21 protein-coding genes are annotated in these 22,251 nt (G+C 67.1%); 11 read left to right on the top strand and 10 right to left on the bottom strand.

Annotation, left to right across the window (positions count from 1 at the left end; genetic code table 11):
• Positions 1 to 154: 154 nt before the first annotated feature.
• Genes NP552_RS13525 through NP552_RS13510 form a run of 4 tightly spaced genes read left to right on the top strand, consistent with a single transcriptional unit; the run spans position 155 to position 4,908 of the window.
• Positions 155 to 1,666: an efflux transporter outer membrane subunit gene (locus NP552_RS13525; protein ID WP_043860976.1), complete on the top strand. Its 1,512-nt coding sequence runs from the start codon at positions 155 to 157 to the stop codon at positions 1,664 to 1,666.
• On the top strand, positions 1,663 to 3,849 hold the full coding sequence (locus tag NP552_RS13520; protein WP_054914863.1) for an FUSC family protein: 2,187 nt from the start codon (positions 1,663 to 1,665) through the stop codon (positions 3,847 to 3,849). Before NP552_RS13525 ends, NP552_RS13520 begins: the two co-directional genes overlap by 4 nt.
• Complete coding sequence (locus NP552_RS13515; protein ID WP_043860978.1) at positions 3,839 to 4,039, top strand: DUF1656 domain-containing protein; 201 nt, start codon at positions 3,839 to 3,841, stop codon at positions 4,037 to 4,039. Before NP552_RS13520 ends, NP552_RS13515 begins: the two co-directional genes overlap by 11 nt.
• 11 nt (positions 4,040 to 4,050) lie before the next feature.
• Positions 4,051 to 4,908: an efflux RND transporter periplasmic adaptor subunit gene (locus NP552_RS13510; RefSeq protein WP_043860979.1), complete on the top strand. Its 858-nt coding sequence runs from the start codon at positions 4,051 to 4,053 to the stop codon at positions 4,906 to 4,908.
• Positions 4,909 to 4,934: 26 nt separating this feature from the next.
• On the opposite strand, the gene NP552_RS13505 is transcribed toward NP552_RS13510, so the two are convergent.
• Positions 4,935 to 5,711, bottom strand: coding sequence for an enoyl-CoA hydratase (locus tag NP552_RS13505; RefSeq protein ID WP_043860980.1), 777 nt, complete (start codon positions 5,709 to 5,711; stop codon positions 4,935 to 4,937).
• A gap of 38 nt (positions 5,712 to 5,749) precedes the next feature.
• Positions 5,750 to 6,202 carry a universal stress protein gene (locus tag NP552_RS13500; RefSeq protein ID WP_043860981.1) on the bottom strand — a complete coding sequence of 151 codons (453 nt, stop codon included), beginning with the start codon at positions 6,200 to 6,202 and terminating at the stop codon, positions 5,750 to 5,752.
• Positions 6,203 to 6,372: 170 nt separating this feature from the next.
• Here NP552_RS13500 and NP552_RS13495 point away from each other — a divergent pair, with 170 nt between their 5' ends.
• From NP552_RS13495 to NP552_RS13475, 5 genes are all read left to right on the top strand, one after another.
• Complete coding sequence (locus NP552_RS13495; RefSeq protein WP_043860982.1) at positions 6,373 to 7,284, top strand: LysR family transcriptional regulator; 912 nt, start codon at positions 6,373 to 6,375, stop codon at positions 7,282 to 7,284.
• Between the two features lie 190 nt (positions 7,285 to 7,474).
• On the top strand, positions 7,475 to 9,028 hold the full coding sequence (locus tag NP552_RS13490) for an MFS transporter (RefSeq protein WP_043860983.1): 1,554 nt from the start codon (positions 7,475 to 7,477) through the stop codon (positions 9,026 to 9,028).
• A gap of 20 nt (positions 9,029 to 9,048) precedes the next feature.
• Positions 9,049 to 10,125 carry an HlyD family secretion protein gene (locus tag NP552_RS13485; protein WP_054914861.1) on the top strand — a complete coding sequence of 359 codons (1,077 nt, stop codon included), beginning with the start codon at positions 9,049 to 9,051 and terminating at the stop codon, positions 10,123 to 10,125.
• Positions 10,122 to 11,612, top strand: a complete 1,491-nt coding sequence (locus NP552_RS13480) for an efflux transporter outer membrane subunit (protein ID WP_054914860.1) — start codon at positions 10,122 to 10,124, stop codon at positions 11,610 to 11,612. Before NP552_RS13485 ends, NP552_RS13480 begins: the two co-directional genes overlap by 4 nt.
• Before the next feature lie 75 nt (positions 11,613 to 11,687).
• Positions 11,688 to 12,482 (top strand): SDR family NAD(P)-dependent oxidoreductase, encoded by a 795-nt coding sequence (locus NP552_RS13475; RefSeq protein WP_274096810.1) that lies wholly within the window; start codon positions 11,688 to 11,690, stop codon positions 12,480 to 12,482.
• 45 nt (positions 12,483 to 12,527) lie between these two features.
• Here NP552_RS13475 and NP552_RS13470 read toward each other — a convergent pair whose 3' ends face one another.
• From NP552_RS13470 to NP552_RS13455, 4 genes are all read right to left on the bottom strand, one after another.
• Entirely contained in the window at positions 12,528 to 14,219 is a 1,692-nt protein-coding gene (locus NP552_RS13470) for an alpha-keto acid decarboxylase family protein (protein ID WP_043860987.1), read from the bottom strand.
• Between the two features lie 40 nt (positions 14,220 to 14,259).
• A complete protein-coding gene (paaK, locus tag NP552_RS13465) occupies positions 14,260 to 15,621 on the bottom strand; it encodes a phenylacetate--CoA ligase PaaK (RefSeq protein WP_100633482.1) in 1,362 nt (453 codons plus the stop codon).
• Between the two features lie 114 nt (positions 15,622 to 15,735).
• A complete protein-coding gene (locus tag NP552_RS13460; RefSeq protein ID WP_078479507.1) occupies positions 15,736 to 16,878 on the bottom strand; it encodes an acyl-CoA dehydrogenase family protein in 1,143 nt (380 codons plus the stop codon).
• A gap of 71 nt (positions 16,879 to 16,949) precedes the next feature.
• A complete protein-coding gene (locus NP552_RS13455) occupies positions 16,950 to 17,363 on the bottom strand; it encodes an acyl-CoA thioesterase (protein ID WP_043860990.1) in 414 nt (137 codons plus the stop codon).
• Positions 17,364 to 17,828: 465 nt separating this feature from the next.
• Between NP552_RS13455 and NP552_RS13450 the strand changes: the two genes are divergently transcribed.
• Both NP552_RS13450 and NP552_RS13445 read left to right on the top strand, forming a co-directional pair.
• Positions 17,829 to 18,569: an SDR family NAD(P)-dependent oxidoreductase gene (locus tag NP552_RS13450; protein ID WP_274096809.1), complete on the top strand. Its 741-nt coding sequence runs from the start codon at positions 17,829 to 17,831 to the stop codon at positions 18,567 to 18,569.
• Between the two features lie 45 nt (positions 18,570 to 18,614).
• Complete coding sequence (locus NP552_RS13445; protein WP_043860993.1) at positions 18,615 to 19,520, top strand: HpcH/HpaI aldolase/citrate lyase family protein; 906 nt, start codon at positions 18,615 to 18,617, stop codon at positions 19,518 to 19,520.
• On the opposite strand, the gene NP552_RS13440 is transcribed toward NP552_RS13445, so the two are convergent.
• The 4 genes from NP552_RS13440 to NP552_RS13425 all read right to left on the bottom strand — a co-directional run bounded on the left by NP552_RS13440 (position 19,509) and on the right by NP552_RS13425 (position 22,154).
• Positions 19,509 to 20,177 (bottom strand): TetR/AcrR family transcriptional regulator, encoded by a 669-nt coding sequence (locus NP552_RS13440; RefSeq protein WP_052504232.1) that lies wholly within the window; start codon positions 20,175 to 20,177, stop codon positions 19,509 to 19,511. The genes NP552_RS13445 and NP552_RS13440 overlap by 12 nt on opposite strands.
• A 241-nt stretch (positions 20,178 to 20,418) precedes the next feature.
• On the bottom strand, positions 20,419 to 21,243 hold the full coding sequence (locus NP552_RS13435) for an SDR family oxidoreductase (protein ID WP_054914855.1): 825 nt from the start codon (positions 21,241 to 21,243) through the stop codon (positions 20,419 to 20,421).
• On the bottom strand, positions 21,134 to 21,613 hold the full coding sequence (locus tag NP552_RS13430) for a thioredoxin family protein (RefSeq protein WP_210014189.1): 480 nt from the start codon (positions 21,611 to 21,613) through the stop codon (positions 21,134 to 21,136). The genes NP552_RS13435 and NP552_RS13430 overlap by 110 nt, the downstream gene beginning before the upstream one ends.
• Before the next feature lie 76 nt (positions 21,614 to 21,689).
• Positions 21,690 to 22,154 carry a hypothetical protein gene (locus tag NP552_RS13425; RefSeq protein WP_043860996.1) on the bottom strand — a complete coding sequence of 155 codons (465 nt, stop codon included), beginning with the start codon at positions 22,152 to 22,154 and terminating at the stop codon, positions 21,690 to 21,692.
• Between the last annotated feature and the right edge of the window lie 97 nt (positions 22,155 to 22,251).

Below are 22,251 nucleotides of genomic sequence, written 5' to 3'. Positions count from 1 at the left end.
ACATGAAGTAACCAAAGCAGTCTTCAGACTAAAGCCGGATTATCGCGGTTTTCGTAACAAAGATTCGCAGTAAAGCACGCTTATCGCCAGTGCGGCGGCCCCCTAGAATTGCGTCACCTAGCGTCATCCACCTTCTAGTCGGGAACTCGCAGCTGTGCCGCGTCGCATCATCAGAGCGCTGAATGCGCTCAGTGTCTGTGCCTTTAGCTTGACCTTGAGCGGCTGTATCGGAACCTGGGGCATCGCCCCGCAAAGCAAGACGCTGCAAGCCAATACCCTGACCACCGACGCGGCCATCCGAGCAGCCGCGCAGGATGCCCACTGGCCCGACCAGCAATGGTGGCAAGCCTATGGCGACCCGCAACTGGCGCGCTGGATCGCCCTGGCGCTCCAGGGCAGCCCGACCATGGCCATGGCCGCTGCCCGCGTGCGTGAAGCCAGGGCCATGGCCGGGGTGATCGAGGCCGACGAAAAACTGCAGGTCAACGGCCAGTCCAGCCTCAAGCGCCACAACTGGCCCGAAGACCAGTTCTATGGCCCCGGCGCGCTGTCCGGTGCCAACACCTGGGACAACAATGCCACCCTGGGCCTGAGCTATGCGCTGGACCTGTGGGGACGCGAGCGCAATGCCAGCGAGCAGGCCGTGGACATGGCCCACATGAGCGTGGCCCAGGCGCGCCAGGCGCAGCTCGAACTGCAGAACAACATCGTCAAGGTGTACATCCAGCTGTCGCTGCACTTTGCCCAGCGCGACATCGTCAAGGCCGAGCTGGCCCAGCAGGAGCAGATCCTGGCCCTGGCCGAACGGCGCCTGGCCGGTGGCATCGGCACCCATTTCGAGGTCAGCCAGGCGCAGACGCCGCTGCCCGAAACCCATCGCCAGCTCGACAGCCTCGATGAAGAAATCGCCCTGGCGCGCAACCAGCTGGCCGCGCTGGCCGGCAAGGGCCCGGGCGAGGGCGCGCAGTTGCAGCGGCCGAATCTCTCGTTGGCCACCGCACTCAAGCTGCCGTCGGCGCTGCCTGCCGAGCTGGTGGGTCAGCGTCCCGACGTGGTTGCCAGCCGCTGGCAGGTGGCGGCCCAGGCGCGCGGTATCGATGTGGCGCATGCCGGCTTCTTCCCCAACGTCGACCTGGTCGGCGGGCTCGGCTTCATGGCCACCGGCGGCGGTGCGCTGGAGTTTCTCACCGGGCGCAAGTTCAACTACAACGTCGGCCCGGCCATCAGCCTGCCGGTGTTCGACGGTGGCCGCCTGCGCTCGCAACTGGGCGTGGCCTCGGCCGGCTACGACATCGCCGTGGCGCGCTACAACCAGACCGTGGTCGAGGCCCTCAAGGGGGTGTCCGACCAGTTGATCCGCCGCCACTCGATGGACGAACAGCAGCACTTTGCCGCCGAGTCGGTGGCCTCGGCGCAGAAGACCTACGACATCGCCATGATCGCGTTCCAGCGCGGCCTCACCGACTACCTCAACGTGCTCAATGCGCAGACACTGCTGTTTCGCCAGCAGCAGATCCAGCAGCAGGTGCAGGCCGCGCGCCTGACCGCGCATGCCGAACTGGTCACCGCCCTGGGCGGTGGGCTGGGCGCCGGCAACGATGTGCCGACGCCGGATAAGCAGGCCGCACCGGCCACCCCGCGCACCCTGGCGGTGTTCGACAAATGAGCGCCATGACCCTGCCGTTTCGCTGGCTGGCATCACTTGAATGGCGTCGCGGCTTCTTCGAATGGGCGCGTAGCGACGGCGTCACCTGGGTGTACATCTTCAAGGTGCTGAGCGCGGCGTTTCTCACCCTGTGGCTGGCCATGCGCCTGGAGCTGCCGCAGCCGCGCACCGCGATGATCACCGTGTTCATCGTGATGCAGCTGCAGAGCGGCCACGTGTTCGCCAAGAGCTTCTACCGCCTGCTCGGCACTCTGGCCGGTTCGTCGGTGATGGTCGCGCTGATCGCGATCTTCCCGCAGAACACCGAGCTGTTCCTGCCCAGCCTGGCGATCTGGGTGGGCATCTGCTCGGCGGGGGCGATGCGCTACCGCAACTTTCGCGCCTATGGCTTCGTGCTGGCCGGCTACACCGCGGCCATGGTCGGCCTGCCGGCCCTGCAGCACCCCGACGGTGCATTCATGGCGGCAGTGTGGCGGGTGCTGGAGATCTCCCTGGGCATCCTGGTGTCGACCCTGGTCAGCGCCGCGATCCTGCCGCAGTCGGCCAGTGCCTCGATGCGCAACGCCCTGTACCAGCGCTTTGGCGTGTTCGCCGGCTTCGTCGCCGAAGGCCTGCGCGGCGACAGCCAGCGCGACCGTTTCGAAAGCAGCAACGTGCGCTTCATCGCCGAGGCAGTGGGCCTGGAAAGCCTGCGCAGCGTGACCGCCTTCGAAGACCCGCACATGCGCCGGCGCAACGGCCGCCTGGGCCGCATGAACAGCGAGTTCATGGCCATCACCACGCGCTTCAACGCCCTGCACCAACTGCTCGAGCGCCTGCGCCAGCGCGGCCCGCTGCAGATCGTCACGGCCATCGAGCCGGGCCTCGACGCCCTGGCCAACCTGCTCGACGGCTATGCCGGGCGCTCGCTGACCCACGCCGATGCCGCGCGCCTGGCCGAGCAACTGGCCGCCTACAAGGACGACCTGCCCGAGCGGGTACGCAGCCTGCGCGCCGCCTACCTCGACACCGCGCCCAGCGACGCCGACCTGCTCGACTTTCACACCGCCTACGAACTGCTGTACCGCTTCGTCGACGACCTGCACAGCTATGCCCAGACCCACGCCTCGCTGGCCGAGCACAGCCACGCCCGTGAGCAATGGGACGAACCCTACGTGGCCCAGACCAACTGGCTGGTGTCGCTGGCCGCCGGCGTGCGGGCCGCGTTCATCCTGCTGGTGCTGGGCAGCTTCTGGCTGGCCACGGCGTGGCCCAGCGGGGCCATGATGACCCTGATCGCGGCGGCCACCGTGGGCCTGTCGGCGGCCACCCCCAACCCCAAGCGCATGTCGTTCCAGATGGCCTGCGGCACCCTGTTCGGCGCGCTGGTGGGGTTCTTCGAAACCTTCTTCGTGTTCCCCTGGATCGACGGCTTCCCGCTGCTGTGCATGGTGCTGGCGCCGGTGTTCGTGGTGGGCGCGTTCCTGGCCTCGCGCCCGGCCTACGCCGGTTACGGCCTGGGCCTGCTGATCTTCTTCTCGACCGGCTCGGTGCCCGACAACCTCACCGTGTACAACCCCTACACCTTCGTCAACGACTACATCGCCATGGTCATCGGCATGCTGGTGTGCGCGGCGGCCGGGGCGATCATCCTGCCGCCCAACAGCCGCTGGCTGTGGAGTCGCCTGGAGCAGGACCTGCGCGGCCAGGTGCTGTTCGCCATCAGCGGGCGCCTGCGCGGGCTGGGCTCGGCGTTCGAGAGCCGCACCCGTGACCTGCTGCACCAGGCCTATGGGCTGGCCGTGGGCCAGCCCCAGGTGCAGAGCAAGCTGCTGCGCTGGATGTTCGTGGTGCTGGAGGTGGGCCACGCGATCATCGAGCTGCGCAAGGAACAGGCGATACTCCCGGTGCACCCGTGCTATGCCGAGTCCCAGCCCTGGCGCCAGGCCATCCGCGTGATGGGCCGGGCGCTGGCGCGGCTGTTCCTGCAGCCCACCGCCAGCAACCACGAGCGTGCGCTGGTGGCAGTGGACCATGCGATCAGCCGCGTGCAGGCCACCGACGAACCTTTTGCCCGGCACTTCGACACCTCGGCCCTGCGCCGGGTGCAGAGCTACCTGCACTTCATCCGTACCTCGCTGCTCGACCCACAATCGCCGCTGGCCCACCTGCCCGCGACGCAAGGACTGCCCGATGCCCCGTGAAATCGCCTTCCACGGCCTGTACATGCCGACCATGACCTTGATGTTCCTGTTCGCCGCAGGGCTTGCCTGGGGGCTGGACCGGTTCATTGCCGGGCATGACGGCTACCGTTTTTTCTGGCACCCGGCGCTGCTGCGCCTGTGCCTGTTCATTTGCCTCTTTGGCGCCATGGCGCTGACCGTCTACCGTTGAGACCCTAGTCGATGAAAAAGTTTTTCAGCCTGATCGCCACCTTGCTGGTACTGGCAGCTGCCGTGGCGATCGGCCGGCAATTGTGGGTGCAGTACATGAACACGCCCTGGACCCGTGACGGGCGGGTGCGCGCCGACATCATCAACGTGGCCGCCGACGTGCCCGGCTATGTGGTGGACGTGCCGGTGCGCGACAACCAGCTGGTGAAGAAGGGCGACCTGCTGATCCAGATCGACCCCGAGCACTACGAGGTGGCGGTCAGGCAGGCGCAGGCGCTGGTAGCCTCGCGCAAGGCCACCTGGGAGATGCGCAAGGTCAATGCGCACCGGCGTGCCGACATGGACAACCTGGTGATCTCGCGGGAGAACCGCGACGACGCCAGCAACATCGCCAACTCGGCCCTGGCCGACTACCAGCAGGCCCAGGCGCAGCTGGCGGCGGCAGAGCTGGACCTCAAGCGCACACGCATCCTGGCCACGGTGGACGGCTACGTGACCAACCTCAACGTGCACCGCGGCGACTATGCGCGCACCGGTGAGCCGAAGATGGCGGTGGTCGACAAGGACTCGTTCTGGGTCTACGGCTTCTTCGAGGAGACCAAGCTGCCGCACGTGAAGGTGGGCGATCAGGCCGACCTGCAGATGATGAGCGGCGAGGTGCTCAAGGGGCATGTGGAGAGCATCTCGCGCGGCATCTATGACCGCGACAACCCTGAAAGCCGCGAGCTGATCGCCGATGTAAACCCCACCTTCAACTGGGTGCGCCTGGCCCAGCGGGTACCGGTGCGCATCCACATCGACGAGGTGCCCGAAGGCTTCCTGCTGGCAGCGGGCACCACCTGCACGGTGGTGGTCAAGCCGCGCGATTGAGCGCGTGCCGCTGCCATGGCGAACGTTCAGCGGTGCATGAACTGCGGCTCGCGCTTCTCGGCGAAGGCGGCCATGCCTTCCTTCTGGTCCTCGATGGCGAAGGTGGAATGAAACAGCCGGCGCTCCTGGCGTACGCCTTCGCTCAAGGTGGTTTCGAAGGCGCCGTTCACCGCCTCCTTGGCCATCATCGCTACCGGCCCGGAGTAGCCGGCGATCCGCGCCGCGACACGCAAGGCTTCGTTGAGCAGCGCCGCATCGCTCACCACCCGGCTCACCAGGCCGCAGCGCTCGGCTTCGTGGGCGTCCAGGGTGCGCCCGGTGAGCACCATGTCCATAGCCTTGGCCTTGCCGATGAAGTGCGCCAGGCGCTGGCTGCCGCCGGCACCGGGGATGGTCCCCAGCTTGATTTCCGGCTGGCCGAAGCGCGCGCTCTCGGCGGCGATGATGAAGTCGCACATCAGCGCCATCTCGCAGCCACCGCCCAGTGCGTAGCCGGCCACCGCGGCGATCACCGGCTTGCGAAAGCTGGCCAGGCGCTCCCAGTCCACGGTCACGAAGTCGCTGGTGTACACGTCGATGTAGTTGCGGTTGCGCATGGCCATGATGTCGGCCCCGGCGGCGAACACCGTGTCGGTGCCGGTCAGCACCACGGCGCGCACGCTGCGGTCCTGTTCCAGGCGGTCGAGCACGCCGGCCAGCTCCGCCGCCAGCTCGGCGCACAGGGCATTGAGCGACAGCGGCCGGTTGAGGCGAATCAGCGCCACCGCGTCAATCTGTTCCAGCAGCAGGTAATCGAGTTTCATCCGTGTAGTCTCGTTCAAGGGGTGAGTGCAAGGGGGCGTCAGAGATGACGCGCATCGACCAGTACCGGGCAACCGGCCTTGTCGATGACTTTGCTGCTGATCGAGGGGTCGAACATGCGGTCCAGCCGCGACAGGTGGCGGTGGCCCATCACGATCAGGTCGCTGCCCAGGCGCTTGGCCTCGGCGACGATGCTCGACACCGGGTCGCCATTGACCAGGTTGCCTTCGGTCTGGAAGCCGCGTTCGCGCAGGTGGGTCACCGCCTGCAGCATGCTCATGTCGGCCACCTGCTGTTCATGGCTGGCCGCCGGGTATTCGGTTTCGTCCTGCGGGCTGATGTGGCCGTCCTGTTCGGGCAGCGCGTAGGCACGGTCGACCGCCAGCAGCACATGCAGGCGATGACGGGTCTGCTCGCAGAACGTGCTGACGGTTTCCAGGATGCCGTGGCTGCGTGGCGAGCCATCGATGGCGATCAAAACGACGCTGTACATGGGGCAGGGTCCACTCACTGTGCAAAGAGCAGCATTCTTGAAAAAAGCATGCGGCGCGGTAAATGGTGCAGCGTGCAATGACTAGTTGCGCCACATGCAGGGGCTGTGAGCGCGGCGGAAACTGTTAAGCTTTGCCCCGGACTCAACGAAGCAATGAATGGATGCTTGCCATGCACTTTCCAGATATGAATTTGCTGGTCGCGCTGGATGCGCTGCTCGATGAAGGCAGTGTGGTCGGCGCGGCGCGGCGGATGAACCTGAGCCCCGCGGCCATGAGCCGTACCCTGACGCGCATTCGCCATGCGGTGGGTGACCCGATTCTGGTGCGCGCCGGCCGCGGCCTGGTGCCCACGCCCAAGGCCATGGCCCTGCGCAGTCAGGTGCGCAGCGTGGTGGAGCAGGCCAACCAGGTGTTCAGTTCCAGTGACGAGGTCGACCTGCAGAGCCTGGAACGGGCCTTCAACCTGCGCGCCAACGATGTATTCATCGCGCCCTTTGCCGCGCCCCTGCTGGAAACCATGCGCGAACAGGCGCCGCACACGGTGCTGCGCTTCGTGCCCGAAGGCGAGGGCGGCGACGAGGACGCCGCACTGCGCGACGGGCGCCTGGACCTGTACATCAGTGCCACGCGCAACCTCGGCCCCGAGATCAAGGTGCAGAGCCTGTTCTCCACCACCTTCGTCGGCCTGGCGCGGGTCGATCACCCGATCTTCGATGACGAGATCACCCCCGAGCGCTTCGCCGGCTACGAGCAGATCAGCGTGTCGCGCCGTGGCCGCGCCGCCGGCCCGATCGATGCGGCGCTGGCCGGCATGGGCCTGCAGCGGCGCGTGGCGCTGATCACCCCGAGCTTTCATTCGGCGATGTTCTCGCTGCCCGACTCCGAGTTGCTGCTGGCGCTGCCCGAGCACGTGCTGATGAGCGTGGCCCGGCTCGGCCTGCCGCTGCGCTCGTTCCGCATCCCGATGGCGCTGGAGGCGGTGACCATCATGCAGGCCTGGCACCCGCGCTTCGACAACGACCCCGCCCACCGCTGGTTGCGCCAGACCCTCAAGGAATGCTGCTCCAGGCACTACGCCTGAGCCCGGGGCAGGCACGCGTTAGCGCGACTTTTGTGGATTGCGTTTGACGCAGCAATAAACTGCGAATATGTCAGTTTTCGTCATCTATTGGCCTCCATAGACTTGCCGGGTACTTAACTACCCGGAGTCCTCCTGCCATGTGTGTGCCTTTTTTCTGCCGTGCTTCAGCGCCTGTGGGCGGGGGCCGGCCATGACGTCGCTGGCGGCCCAGGCGCCCTTGGGGGCCACCCCGGCGCCCGCCGCGGCGCCTGCCAAACCGGCCGCCCCGGCTGCTTTCGGCCTGCGTATCGTGGTGGGCCTGGTCGGCGTGCTGCTGGCGGTGCTGTGCGCCGGCCTCAACGAGATGGTCACCAAGATGGCCCTGGCCGACATCCGTGGCGGGATGCACATCGGCGCCGACGAAGGGGCCTGGCTGGTGGCGCTGTACTCGGCCACCTCGGTGTCGGCCATGGCCTTTGCGCCCTGGTGCTCGGTGACCTTCTCGCTGCGCCGCTTCACCCTGTGTGCCATCGGCGCCTTTGCCGTACTGGGGCTGCTCTGCCCGTTTGCACCCAACCTCGAAAGCCTGATGCTGCTGCGCACCCTGCAAGGCCTTGCCGGGGGCGCGCTGCCGCCGATGCTGATGAGCGTGGCGCTGCGCTTTCTGCCCCCCGGCATCAAGCTCTACGGCCTGGCCGGCTACGCCCTGACCGCAACCTTCGGGCCGAGCCTGGGCCTGCCGCTGGCGGGCATGTGGACCGAGTATGTCGGCTGGCAGTGGGCGTTCTGGCAGATCATCCTGCCCTCGCTGGTGGCCATGGGCTGCGTGGCCTGGGGCCTGCCGCAGGACCCGTTGCGCCTGGAGCGCTTCAAGCAGTTCGACTGGCGCGGCCTGTTGCTGGGGCTGCCGGCCATCTGCTCGATCGTGATCGGCCTGTCCCAGGGCGACCGCATGGGCTGGTTCAACTCGCCGCTGATCTGCTGGCTGCTGGGCGGCGGGGTGGTGCTGCTGGTGCTGTTCATGATCAACGAATGGTCGCACCCGCTGCCGTTCTTCAAGCTGCAGATGCTGCGCAACCGCAACCTGACCCACGCCCTGATCACCCTGGGCGGGGTGCTGGTGGTGCTGTCGGCCGTGATCATCATTCCCACCAACTACCTGGCCCAGGTCCAGGGCTATCGGCCCGTGCACAGCGGCCCGGTGATGCTGCTGGTGGCGCTGCCGCAACTGCTGGCGCTGCCGCTGACCGCGGCGCTGTGCAACATCCGCGCGGTGGACTGCCGCTGGGTGCTGGCCATCGGCCTGGGCATGCTCGCCATGTCATGCCTGGGCGGCACGCAGATCACCTCGCAGTGGGTGCGCGAAAACTTCTATGTGCTGCAACTGTTCCAGATCTTCGGCCAGCCGATGGCGGTGATCCCGCTGCTGATGCTCGCCACCGGCGGCATGACCCCGCAGGACGGCCCGTTCGCCTCGGCCTGGTTCAACACCATCAAGGGCCTGGCTTCGGTGGTGGCCGCCGGGGTGCTGGAGGCCCTGACCACGGTGCGCCGGCATTTCCACTCCAACATGCTGGTGGACAACCTGGGCAACTCGCCGCTGGCCGCCAGCGATGCGCCGGGGTTGGCCAGGCGCATCCATGAGCAGGCCGTGGTGCTGACCTCGGCCGACCTTTACCTGTGCATGGCGCTGCTGGCACTGGCGCTGATCGTGCTGATTCCCTTTGTGCCTACCCGGATCTACCCGCCGCGTGCAGTGGCCTAGTCCCGTCGAGAGAGAAAGACATGACCTCAAGTAAAACTTCCAGACTCACCCTGATCGCCGTGGCGGTGATCGTCGTCGCCGGCCTGGCCTATGTGGCGCTGCCCGCGCTGTTCGGCAGCGGCGGCACGCAGTCCACCAACGATGCGTACGTCACGGCCGACTACACCGTGGTGGCGCCCAAGGTGTCGGGCTTCATCAAGGCGGTCCACGTCGAGGACAACCAGCAGGTCAAGGCCGGCCAGGTGCTGGCGCAGATCGACGACCGCGACTTCCAGGCGGCGCTGGCCGCCGCCGACGCGCAGTTGCTGATGTCCCGCGCGCAGTACCAGAACGCCCGCGCCACCCTCGAACGCCAGGCTTCGCTGATTGCCCAGGCCCAGGCCACGGTGGCTGCCGACGAGGCGGCGCTGGCGTTCGCCAACCATGAACTGACCCGTCACACCCGCCTGGCCGAGCAGGGCGCCGGCACCGTGCAGAACGCCCAGCAGGCGCGCAGCCGGGTCGACCAGGCCCAGGCACGCCTGGCCAACACCCGTGCGGCGCTGGCCGCGGCACGCAAACAGGTGGACATTCTCACCGCGCAGGTGGAGGCGGCCCAGGGCGGCCTCAAGCATGCCGAGGCCGCGCTGGACCGTGCCCGCCTGGACCTGTCCTACACGCAGATCGTCGCACCCATCGACGGCATGGTCGGCGAGCGCGCCGTGCGCGTGGGCGCCTACGTCAACCCGGGCGCACGGCTGCTCTCGGTGGTGCCGCTGGCGCAGGCCTACGTGGTCGGCAACTTCCAGGAAACCCAGCTGACCCACGTGCAGCCAGGCCAGGCAGTGCTGGTGAGCGTGGATACCTTTGCCGGTGAACAGCTGCGCGGCCATGTGCAGAGCGTGGCCCCGGCCACCGGCCTGACCTTTGCCGCAGTCAAGCCGGACAACGCCACCGGCAACTTCACCAAGGTGGTGCAGCGCATCCCGGTGAAGATCGTGCTCGACGCCGACCAGCCATTGCTCAGCCGCCTGCGCGTGGGCATGTCGGTGATCGCCAGAATCGATACCCAGAGCCCGGCCAGGGCCCAGGCCGGCAACGAGGTCAGCGCTCGATGAACTTCGCACAGGCTACTTCGCCCTTGCTGCTGGGCGCCACGCTGACCCTCGGCGCCTGCAGCCTGGGCCCCGATTTCGAAGCGCCGCGCTCCACCGCGCCGTCGGCCTGGCCGACCCTGCAGGACAAGGCCGGCCCCAGCCAGCCCGAGGCGACACCGCTGCAGGCGCGCTGGTGGGAGCAGTTCAACGATGCGCAGCTGTCGTCACTGGTGCAGCGCGCGGTCGAACGCAACCTGGACCTGCAGGTGGCCACCGCCCGGCTGATGCAGAGCCGCGCGGTGCGCAGCAGCATTGCCTCCGAGCAGTACCCGTCGGTCGACCTGAACGGCAACTACAGCCGCGCCCGCAACAGCGAGGATGGCCTCAACGACCCGTCCGGCAAGAACGGCAAGTCGGCCTTCAACCTGTGGCAGGGCGACTTCACCGCTGCCTGGGAACTGGACCTGTGGGGCCGGGTGCGGCGTGAGGTGGAGGCCGCCGACGCCAGCGTCGAGGTGGCCGAAAACGACCGCCAGGGCGTGCTGCTGTCGTTGCTGGCCGAGACCGCCCACGACTATATCCAGCTGCGTGCGGTGCAGAGCACCCTGGCGGTGATCCGCGAGAACCTCGACGTGTCGCGCCACAGCCTGCGCCTGTCGCAGATGCGCCTGAACGATGGCGTGGCGACCAACCTCGACGTGGCCCAGGCCAAGGCGCAGGTGGCGTCCATCGAGGCGCGCCTGCCCACCCTGGAAGACCGCCAGGCGCAACTGATCAACGCCCTGAGCCTGCTGCTGGCCGAACCGCCACGCAGCCTGCAGAACGAACTGCTGCAACCGGCACCGATGCCGCAGACCGCGCAGCGCTTTGCCATGGGCCTGCCCTCGGAACTGGCCGAGCGGCGCCCCGACATCCGCCAGGCACAGGCGCAACTGCACGCCGCCACGGCCAGCATCGGGGTGGCCAAGGCCAACTTCTATCCGAGCATCCGCCTGTCGGGCAGCGCGGGGTTCCAGTCGCTGCAACTGTCGGACTTCGGCAACTGGAGTTCGCGCCGGTTTGCCATCGGCCCGCAGTTGAGCCTGCCGATCTTCGAGGGCGGGCGCCTGACCGGCGTGCTCAAGCTGCGCGAGGCGCAGCAGCAGGAAGCGGCTGTGCAGTACCAGCAGGTGGTGCTGCGCGCTTGGCACGAGATCGACGATGTACTGCGCCTGTACAACGCCAGCCAGCTGCGCCGCGACCTGCTCGACGAAGCGGTGCGCCAGAGCCGGGTGGCGCTGGACACCGCGCGCAACCAGTACGTGGAGGGCGCGGTCGACTTCCTCAACGTGCTGACCGTGCAGAGCGCCTTGCTGGCCAACCAGGAGCAGTGGGTCGAAAGCTCGGCGGCGGTGTCGCTGGCCATGGTCGGCCTGTACAAATCCCTGGGCGGGGGCTGGCAGTCATTTGCCCCACCGGCCCAGGCCAGCGCTGAACTCGATCGAGGGCAGCGGTCAAAGCACCCATGAGGCCTGCGCCGGCCGTGCCCCGGCACGGCCGGCGCCGCGCCGGGGTTCACATGTCATCCAGAAAAGGACGCAGGTATGAATATTTCCTTGCACGGCAAGCGTGCGATCGTCAGCGGCTCCACCGCCGGTATCGGCTTTGCCATTGCCCACGGGCTGGCCGAGGCCGGTGCCGAGGTGGTGGTCAACGGGCGCACCAAGGCCCGTGTCACGCGCGCCGTCGAACAGATCCAGCGCAAGTTGCCGGGGGCCAAGGTCAAGGGCATTGCGGCCGACCTGGGCACGGCCGAGGGGGCGGACATCCTGTTTGCCAAGGAGTCGGAAACCGACATCCTGGTCAACAACCTGGGCATCTTCGAGCCCAAGGGCTTCTTCGAGATCAGCGACGAGGACTGGCAGCGCTTCTTCGAGGTCAACGTGATGAGCGCGGTGCGCCTGTCGCGCCATTACGCCAAGGGCATGGCCACGCGCGAGTGGGGCCGGGTGCTGTTCCTGTCGAGTGAATCGGCGCTGCAGATCCCGACCGAGATGGTGCACTACGGCACCACCAAGACCGCCCTGCTGGCGATTTCCCGCGGGCTGGCCGAGACCCTGGCCGGTACCGGCGTGACCGTCAATGCGGTGCTGCCGGGCCCGACCCGCTCCGAAGGCGTGGGCGGCTACTTCAGCCAGATGGCCAGGGAGCAGGGGGTGGACAGCGAGACGCTGGAGGCCCGGTTCATTGCCGAGCACCGCCCCAGCTCGGTCATCAAGCGTCTGGCCACGGTCGAGGAGGTCGCCAACATGGTGGTCTACCTGGCCTCGCGCCAGGCCAGCGCCACCACCGGCGCAGCCCTGCGCGTGGATGGCGGCGTGGTTCGTTCCATCGCCTGATGCACCCTGCCGCGCCCGGGCGAGCGACTCGCCCGGGCGCGGCCTTCAGCCGGCAATCGCCGGCAGGCTGGCCGGTTGCAGCCCGTAGTCGAACTCGGCGAACAGCCGGGCAAAGCGCTTGAGCGATTCGGGCGCGTCCATGCGTTCCATCACCACTTCGATGAACACCAGCGTGTCGGCCTGTGCGGCCTGGGCCAGCGCATCTTCGAGCTGGTCCTCGGTGTGCACGGTGAAGCTGCGCGAGCGCTCGCGGGTGTCCAGCACGCTGGCCAGTTGCGCATAGCGCCAGGGGTTCACGTCGTTGTAGCTGGCATGCTCGCCCAGGATCAGCCGTTCGATGGTGTAGCCATCGTTGTTGATCAGGAAGATCACCGGCTTGAGGTTGTGCGCCAGAATCGTCGACAGCTCCTGCACGGTCATCTGCAACGAGCCGTCGCCGATGAACAGCAGTTGGCGGCGTGTCGGTGCGGCCAGCAGGCTGCCCAGCAGCGCGGGCAGGGTGTAGCCGATCGAACCCCAGATCGGCTGGGTGATGCAGGTTGCCCCGGTCGGCAGGCGCAGGCCGCTGATGCCCGCCGACGAGGTACCGCTTTCGGCGATGACCAGGTCGTCGGCTTCGATCAGGTGGCCGATGCGCTGCCAGAAGCGCAGCTGGCTCAGCGGCTTGCCCGACAGCGCGGCGAACGCCGGGCTGGCACTAAACGGCGGGATGCGCTGGGCGCGGCGCTCGCGTGCCAGCGCCTGTTGGCCCAGCGCCTGGAGCACCTGGCCCAGGCTCACGGCGGTGTAGTGCTGCCTGGCGATCGAGGCCGCGTAGGCATGCAGCTGGATCAGCGCGCCGTCCATGAAGCTGTGGGAGAACAGCGCGGTGCTGGTGTCGGTGAAGCGTGCGCCAAGGCTGATCACGCAGTCGGATTGCTCCAGTGCCGCACGCACGCCGGGCGCGGAGCCGGCACCGGCGTAGGTGCCGAGGAACAGCGGGTGCGACTCGGGCAGCATGGCCTTGGCCGGCGGCAGGCAGGCGAAGGGCAGGTCGAAGCGCTCGATCAGCTCGAGCACCTGGGGCACCAGGCCAAAGCGCGCCACGTCCATGTCCACCAGCAGCACCGGCGAGCTGGCGGCATCCAGGCGTGCCACCAGCGCCCGTACCACCGCCTGCAGTTGCCCCGGCTCGCTGCGCGGCTCGCTCAGTTGCAGCGGCGTGTCGGGCACCTCGATCGGCAGGGTGGCCAGGTCGCTGGGCAGTTGCAGGTACACCGGGCGGCGTTCGCGGTAGCAGGTCTGCAATACGCGGTCGATTTCCATGGCGGCGTTTTCCACGGTGATGCGCGCCTGGGCCACGGTGAACTGGCGCAGGGTCACCATGATGTTGTCGTAGTTGCCGTCGCCCAGGGTGTGGTGCATCAGGGCCCGGTCGATGATCGCGTGCAGCGGCGGCATGCCCGACACCATGATCACCGGCACCCGCTCGGCATAGGCGCCGGCGATGCCGTTGAGTGCACTGAGGTCGCCCACCCCGTAGGTGGTCAGCACCGCGCCGAAGCCCTGGGTGCGGGCGTAGCCGTCGGCCGCGTAGGCCGCGTTGAGTTCGTTGCAGTTGCCGATGAAGTCGAGCGTGGGCAGCGCCTCGACCTGTTCGAGCAGGGTCAGGTTGTAGTCGCCGGGCACGCCGAACAGGTGGCGGATGCCGAATTCCTGAAGGCGGCGCAGCAGAAAATCGCCAATGGTCATGTCCATGAGTAGGGGAGCCTCGTGATCCTTGAGAGAGGGTGCGCCGCTAGGGCTGGCGGCGCAGGTCGATGACGTTGCCGGCCTTGCCTTCGGAACGCTTGAGGGTGTGGCACGGGTGCAGCTGGATGTGGGTGCTGATGCCCACGTGCACCTTGATCTGGTGGCTCAGCTGCTGGCAGGCGGCCTGTTGCTGCTGGGCGCTCAGGCCGCTGTGTTCCGGGCGCAGCTCGACGTGGACGGCCAGCACGTCGAGGTTACCCTGGCGGCTGACATGCAGCTGGTACACCGGGCTGAACATCAGCAGCTTGAGCAGTTGCTCCTCGATCTGGCTGGGGAACACGTTGACCCCGCGGATGATCAGCATGTCGTCGCTGCGCCCGGTGATGCGGTCGATGCGGCGCATGGCGCGACCGTTGCCGGGCAACAGGCGGGTGAGGTCGCGGGTGCGGTAGCGCACCATCGGTAGCGCTTCCTTGCTCAGGGTGGTCAGCACCAGTTCGCCGAACTGCCCGTCGGGCAGCACCGCGCCGGTGACCGGGTCGATGATCTCGGGGTAGAAGTGGTCTTCCCAGAGTGTCGGGCCGTCCTGGGTGTCGAGGTGCTCCATGGCCACCCCCGGGCCCATCACTTCCGACAGGCCGTAGATGTCCAGGGCCTTGATGCCCAGGCGCTGTTCCAGCTCGCCGCGCATCTGTCCGCCCCACGGCTCGGCGCCGAAGATCCCGGCGCGCAGCGACAGCGACTGCGGGTCGATGCCCTGGCGTTCGATCTCTTCGGCGATGTTGAGCATGTAGGACGGCGTCACCATGATGATGTCCGGCTGGAAGTCCTTGAGCAGCTGCACCTGGCGTGCGGTCTGCCCGCCCGACATCGGGATCACCGTGCAGCCGAGTTTCTCGGCGCCGTAGTGTGCGCCCAGGCCGCCGGTGAACAGGCCGTAGCCATAGGCGATATGGATGCGGTCGCCGCGCCGCCCGCCCGCAGCGCGGATCGAGCGCGCCACCAGCGAGGCCCACACGTCGATATCGTTGCGCGTGTAGCCGACCACGGTGGGCTGGCCGGTGGTGCCGCTGGAGGCATGCAGGCGCAGCACCTGGTCCATCGGCACGGCAAACAGGCCAAAGGGGTAGTGGTCGCGCAACTGTGCCTTGCTGGTCAGCGGGAAGTGCGCCAGGTCGTCGAGGTGCTTGAGGTCGTAGGGGTGCACGTCCAGTGCATGGAACTGCTCGCGGTACCAGGCCACATGGGTATAGGCATGCAGCAGGGTCTGGCGCAGGCGCAGCAACTGGTGCTGGCGCAACTCGTCGAGGCCGGCTTGTTCCAGGTGGTCATCGAACGGTTGGGCGAAGGGCACCGGGGCCAGGGCGGCGACAGGGCTTGCGTGCAGTAAAGTCGATTCGATCGGCATCGGGTCTGTTCTCTACCAGGAAGGGGAGTGGTCAAGGGCGCCCACGCTCGCGCTGCCATGCCCGCGCGCCGGGTGGGGCCGGGCGCGCAGGTGGCAGGGGCGGGCGCTGCGGGATCAGCCGGCCTGGGTCAGGCGCAGCAGCTGGTTGAAGATGTTCTTCTGGTGCATCTCTTCGGTGCCGCCCACGCTGGCAAAGCCCAGCGCGTCCTTGACCAGGGTGGCGATGTCGCCTTCGTGGTAGCCCAGGCTGCCATACAGCTTGAGCAGGCTGATGGCGCTGTGGATGAAGTCCTGCGCGGCGCCGAGCTTGGCGATCGAGCAGCTCATCAGCGCCTGGGGGTCGTTGCCCAGCAGCTGGTCGAGCGCGGCGTACACCATCCAGCGGTTGCGCTCCATGCCCATGGCGATGTCCACCAGGCGCTTCTGCACGTACTGGTGGGTGTCGATGGCGCTGTTGAAGCTCTGGCGGTTGGCCGCGTAGTGCATGGCCTCGGCCAGGAACGGCGTGGGCAGGTTGGCCGCTACCAGGCCGTAGTACGCACGCCCCAGCGAGATGATCCTGATCAGTTGCTGCAGGCCGCGGCCCGGCTCGCCCAGTACCTGTTCGGCCGGCACCGGCAGGTTGTCGAAGTGCAGCGGGCCGGTGGGCAGGTGCTTGTTGCCCAGCTTGTCGTCCGGCTCGCCACGGGTCAGGCCGGGGGTGTCCTTGTCGATGATCACCAGGGCGATGTTGTGCTTGGAGTCGGTGGCCAGGCGGGTCACGATCAGCAGGAAGTCGGCCACCGGTGCATGGGCGATGTTGAACTTGCTGCCGGTCAGCCGGTAGCCGTCCGCGCACGGGGTCAGCAGGCTGTGGATACTGCGCACGTCGGTGCCGGTGCCCGGTTCGGCGATGCCGGTGGCGCTCAGCGCGCCGGCCAGGATCGCGCTCAGGTAGCGGTCCTTCTGGGCGTCGCTGCCGTAGAGCATCAGGGCACGGACCATGCCGGCCTGGGCAATCACCGACAGCAGCAGCTCGGGCGTGCGGATCGACGAGGCCAGGCCTTCCAGCGCGGCACTGAAGCCCCACCAGTCTTCACCCAGGCCGCCGTATTCGAGCGGGATGACCAGCTTCCACAGGCCCGCGTCGCACAGGCGCTGCCAGCCGTAGTGATCGAAACCGGGGGCGGCGCTGCGCCGCGCCTCGGCCAGTTCCACGCCGATGGCGCGGTAGGTCGACAGCAGCGCGAGCTGCTGTGGAGTCCAGGAGAGTTTCATTGAGCGTACCTTTGCAGTCGGTTCGCCGGGGCGCCTGAGCGTCGGCGAACGGTTCGTCCCTGAGCGCCGGCTCAGCCTTCCTGGAAAGCCAGGACCTGATCCTTGAATGCCTGGGGCACAGGCACGGTGGCCTGTTTGTCGTAGTCGAACATCACGTGGTACGACTTGGCCCTGGCCACCACCTCGTGGGTATCGTCCTGGCGGCGCATGGTGTGCTCGATCTCGAAGCTCTTGGTGCCGAATTTCACCACGGCGCTGCTGACCACCAGGGTTTCGCCGTACATGGCCTGCTTGAGGTAGTCGCACTCGCTGCGCACCATGATGTGCGGCAGTTTTTCGCTCTTTGGCAGTTGCAGCAGGTGGTGCATGTAGCAGAGGTAGGCATGTTGCATGTAGTCATAATAGATGGGGCTGCTTACATGGCCCATCGAGTCGGTGTCGCGGTATTTGATTTCAATGACGGTCTCAAAGCCTTTCTGGCTCATGGTGCACTTCCTTTTGTTTGTTCTGTTTGAAGTTGGCGAAATGTTCTTGAAACTTCTCGGCAACTTGTTCGGTCCCTTGAAAGTGGGTTTCAAGTTGTTTCAAATGCTAGGCAAGTTGAACTTGCAAGGCTACTCGCGTTTGTTTGCGTAAAACTCGATTTCGCGCTGCAACGCTTGTCTGCCGTGGGGTTGCTGGCTGCTGGTTGTACGCCATGGTTCGTTTGTGGGGGCGGCCTTGAGGGTGGCGTTGAATTGCTCGCATTTCGCCGCCGACAACGAACTTTGGTCATGAATATTTAATATTCCTGGCAATGCGAGCAATCCACGGCGGGTACACGGGCACGGCTCTTGTGTGTGGGGTTTTTAATGCGAGTAGTTGTTCGGCAGGCATTCTTTTAGCATGGCCGCCACTCAGGCGCCGTTGTTGTAGCGGCCCTGTATCGCCATTCAGGGAGTGCAGTGTTCATGACCAATCAACACAAGGTGGCGGTGGTCACCGGTGCGGCCAGCGGTATTGGCGCGGCGACCGCCCTGCAGCTGGCACGGGAGGGTTTTCAGGTGGCGTGCCTGGACCGTGACGAAGGCGGCCTGGATCGCACCCTGCATGCGCTGGGCCCAGGCCATCGGCCGTTCGCCCTGGACCTGTGCGATGAACAGGCAGTGGCCGCGGTGTTCGCCGAAATCGCCCGGTGGCACGGGCGCATCGATGGCCTGGCCACCTGCGCCGGGGTGGTCGACACCACGGCATTCGACGACCTGAGCGTGGCGCGCCTGCGCCAGTTGCTGGAGGTCAACCTGCTTGCCACCTTCAGCGTGGTGCAGCACAGCGTGCCCTTGATGCGCGCCGGCGGGCATATCTGCACCGTGGCCAGCGTCGCCGGCATTCGCGGCGGTGGCCTGGCCGGCACGCTCGGCTACGCCACCAGCAAGGGCGCGGTAATCACCCTGAGCAAGGGCCTGGCGCGCGAACTGGGCCCGCGCGGGCTGACCGTCAATTGCGTCGCCCCGGCGGTGATCCGCACGCCGATGCTCGATGACACCACGCGCGTCGCCGGCAAGCTCGAACAGCTGCACGGCATGACCGCCTTGCGCCGCGAGGGCCGTGCCGAGGAAGCCGCCGAGGTGATCGCCTGGCTGCTGTCGGGCAAGGCCTCGTTCGTCAGCGGCACCACCATCGCCGTGGACGGCGGCCTGGCGATGCTCTGAGGCGCTTTCTTTTCTTCCTTTTCTTCTCTGTACAGGACGTCAACCATGGCAGTTTCCAAGGACAACCCACTGGCGCTTTGCCGCACCTTTTTCTTCATTCCCGGCGCCGACGAGCGCGCGTTGCTGGCGGCACTCGACGGCGATGGCGACGTGCTGGTGCAGGAGCTGGAGGACTTCACCCCACCGGCCCGACGCCCCGAGGCGCGTGCACTGGCGGTGGATATCCTGCAGCGCTGGCGCGCCTGCGGGCGGGTCAGTGCGGTGCGCATCAACCCGTTTGAAACCTGTGGCCACGAGGACCTGGCGGCAGTGATGGCTGGCCGCCCGCAGGTGGTGATGATGTCCAAGGTCGAGCGCCGCGAGCAGATGATCGAGCTGGACCAGTTGATCACCGAGCTTGAGGGGCGCCATGGCATCGCTGCCGGCAGCACGTTGATCGTGCCGAATATCGAGACCGCGCTGGGCGTGGTGCGCGCCATCGAGATCGCCGCCGCCAGCCCGCGTATCAAGGCGATGCTGGTGGCCACCGAGGACATGGTGGCCGACCTGGGCGCCGGGCGCAGCCGCGCCGGCACCGAGCTGTATTACCCGCGCTCGCGCTTTCTGCTCGAATGCGCAGCAGCGGGGGTGCTGGCCATCGACTCGCCCTACACCTTTGCCGACGCGCAGGGTGCCGAAGCCGACATGCAGTTCGCCCGCTCCATCGGCTACCAGGCCAAGGGTGTGGTCAACCCGGCGCACGTGGCGGTCGCCAATCGCTACCTCACCCCCGCTGACGCGGACGCCGAACTGGCGCGCCGGCAGGTGGCGGCGTTCGAGGCGGCGGCCCAGGGCGGCAACGTGCGTGCCGAAGTCGATGGCCTGGTGGTGGAAGTGCCCAGCTACCTGCAGGCGCTGCGCTTGCTGGAGCGTTACGAGCAGTTGCAGGCGCGCCAGGCGCTACGCCGCTGAGCTGTGCGGCTGCGCGCGGGCGCGGGCGGTGGCCAGCGGCATGGCCGGCGGGAGGCACAACAGCCCGATCAGCGAGCTGCTGATCGCATCCTCGATCTGCGCCTGGCTCATCTGCGGCGAGTCGAGGATGTAGGCCTTGACCATCGAGGTGATCACCTGCGCCGCCAGCCAGGCGGCCAGGTGCAGGTTGCTGTGAGCCAGCGTGGCCCGCCAGCGGTCCAGCAGGCGCTCGATGGACAGGGTGATGCGGGCCTTGTGCTGCAGGTCGTCGACGCTGCGGCTCAGGTTGGCCAGGTCGGTGTCGAGCAGCCGGTGCAGCTCCGGTTCCTGCTGGTGCAGGTGCAGCAGGGCTTGCACCAGCAGCCTGAGGTGGGCCGGCAGGTCGGCCACCTCGTGTGCGCCGGCGACCTCCAGAATCACCCGGTTCATGGCCTGCGCATGGCGCTCATGCAACGCCGCGATCAATGCATCCTTGTTCGGGAAGTACTGATAGACCGAGCCCACGCTGACCCCGGCGCGCTGGGCCACCAGGTTGGTGTTGGTGCCCTGGTAGCCATGCTTGACCACCACCTTGGCGGTGGAGGTGAGGATGGTTTCGACCATCATCCGCGAGCGGGCCTGGGTGGGGATCTTGCGCGGAAGGTTAAGGTGTTTCACGAATGTCTCCAGAAAGGGCCTGATTGCATTTGTGAGAAAGGCTGCCAGCAGGCAGCGGTGCTCCGACCTTGGAGATTTCTCCCTGATTGCCTGGAGCGCGCCGCCGCTGTGGCAATGCAGCCGATCCAGTACGAGGGCGATTCTTGGCCTTGGAGACGCTTTGGAAAATGCTCTGGTGTGCACTTTATAGTTAGCGATAGGGTCAGCTATCGCCGGCGCAGGCCCCCGCAAACCGGGCAGATCACAGGCTGCGGTCGAGGCCGAAACGTTTCTTCAGCACCTTTTCCAGCAGCCGTTTGGGCAGCACGCCGGCCAGCAGCGGCAAGGCGCGGCTGCCGTTGCCCAGGCGCAGCAGGTCGGGCGGGGTACGCTGCTGTACGGCCTTGAGCAGGCCCTGGGCGAACGCGCTGGCGGGGGTCGGTCTGTCCTGCGAGGCGCGGGCGCGGGCGCGCACCTGCTCGCGCAATGGCCACCACGGCGAGTCTTGCGCCAGCACCTGCTCGGCCTCGCGCCCGGCATTGCTGGCGAAGCTTGAGGCGATGGCGCCGGGCTGCACTTCCATCACGCCGATGCCGAACGGCGCCAGTTCCAGGCGCAGCGCATCGCTGAGCGCATGCACCGCCGCCTTGGATGCGCAATAGGCGCCGGCGAACGGGGTGACCAGCACACCCGACACGCTGCCGATGTTCACCACCAGGCCGCGATTGCGTCGCAGCAAGGGGAACAGTGCACGGGTCACACCGATCAGTGCGAACACGTTGGTCTCGAACTGGCGCTGCATGGCCTCGACACCGCCGTCCAGCAGCGGCCCCATCGCGCCGTAGCCGGCGTTGTTGATCAGGATGTCGAGGCCGCCATGGGCCGTTTCGATGGCGTCGGCCAGGCGCACCAGGGCGTCCTCGTCGTTGACGTCCAGCTGGCGGCTGCTGAAGCCGGCCTTGATCAGCGTGGCGACGTCATCGGCCTTGCGCGCGGTCGCCCACACGTCGTAGCCGGCGGACTTGAAGCTGTCGGCGAGGGCGCGGCCGATGCCGCTGGAGCAACCGGTGATCAGGACGACGGGCATGGAAGGGGGCTCTCCTCAGAATGTGGTGTTCGGTCAGGGCGTCGATCAGCCGGGTGATGCTCGTGGCGCACACCACGAGGTTGGGGCCGGCGACGGGCAACAGGATATGTGAAGGCAGATAGTGCAGCGACAGGCTCTGGAACAGGAGGGTCAGGGCCGGTTCTTGCGGGTGATCCTCGAACAGGTCGACGTTGAAATAGTGGAAGTCGACCTGAGGATGTTGACTGCCAAGCCGTGCAACACCGGGATGCATCGTGCAGCAAGGCGGGCAACTGGCCGAGCCCACCATGACCATGGCCGGGCGTTGGCGTGTGCAATCGTCGAGCAGCGCCTGGAGCTGGTCGAGGCGGGTCACGGGCCTGAGTGACATGGTGGTGCCTCCTGCAAGAATTGCGGTGCGCTCCATTCAACCCCGGCTGGCGTGTCTGAGGTAACTGGCAAAAATACTAGTTGGCAAAGCCACCCTGCAGGTGCTCGGCACGAAATTCCAGGGTTTGCGGGCGGTAGCCTGAGCGCAGGGGGGGCAGGGGCAGGCAGTCGTGCCAGCTGGCCTCGGGCTGCAGGTCGCCGGGGCCGCGGTAGCGCGGTGCGGCGTAGGTGTTCTCGGCCAGGTTGACGGTGTCGCCGGGGGCGTAGGCGGCCACGCGCCAGCGCAGCTCGACCAGCGGCACGCGGTTGGCGTTCTTTATCTGTACGCGCAGCGGCCGGTCGGCCGGGCAGGCGTCGGGGGCGTAGTCCAGGCGCAGTTCCAGGCGGGCCAGCTGGCTGGCCTCGCGGTTGTCCAGCCACACCACCCACAGGCCCACCAGGCCCAGGCCGAGCAGCGCGGCCATGGAGATCGGCAAGGCCTTGGCCGGGTAGCGCAGCAGCAGGACCAGCCAGGTGAGGATGAGCAGGATACCGATGAACATGGAGGGCGCCTTGGGTGCGGATGAAGGATCATCCTACCCTGATAAAAGCATCGCGGGTCAAGCCCGCTCCCACAGGTTCGATGGCGACCGTTGTGGG

The sequence above is a fragment of the Pseudomonas sp. 8209 genome, from assembly GCF_028682105.1.
GTDB classification, from domain to species: Bacteria; Pseudomonadota; Gammaproteobacteria; order Pseudomonadales; family Pseudomonadaceae; genus Aquipseudomonas; species Aquipseudomonas palmensis.
This window is presented reverse-complemented; position numbering and strand designations above follow the sequence as displayed.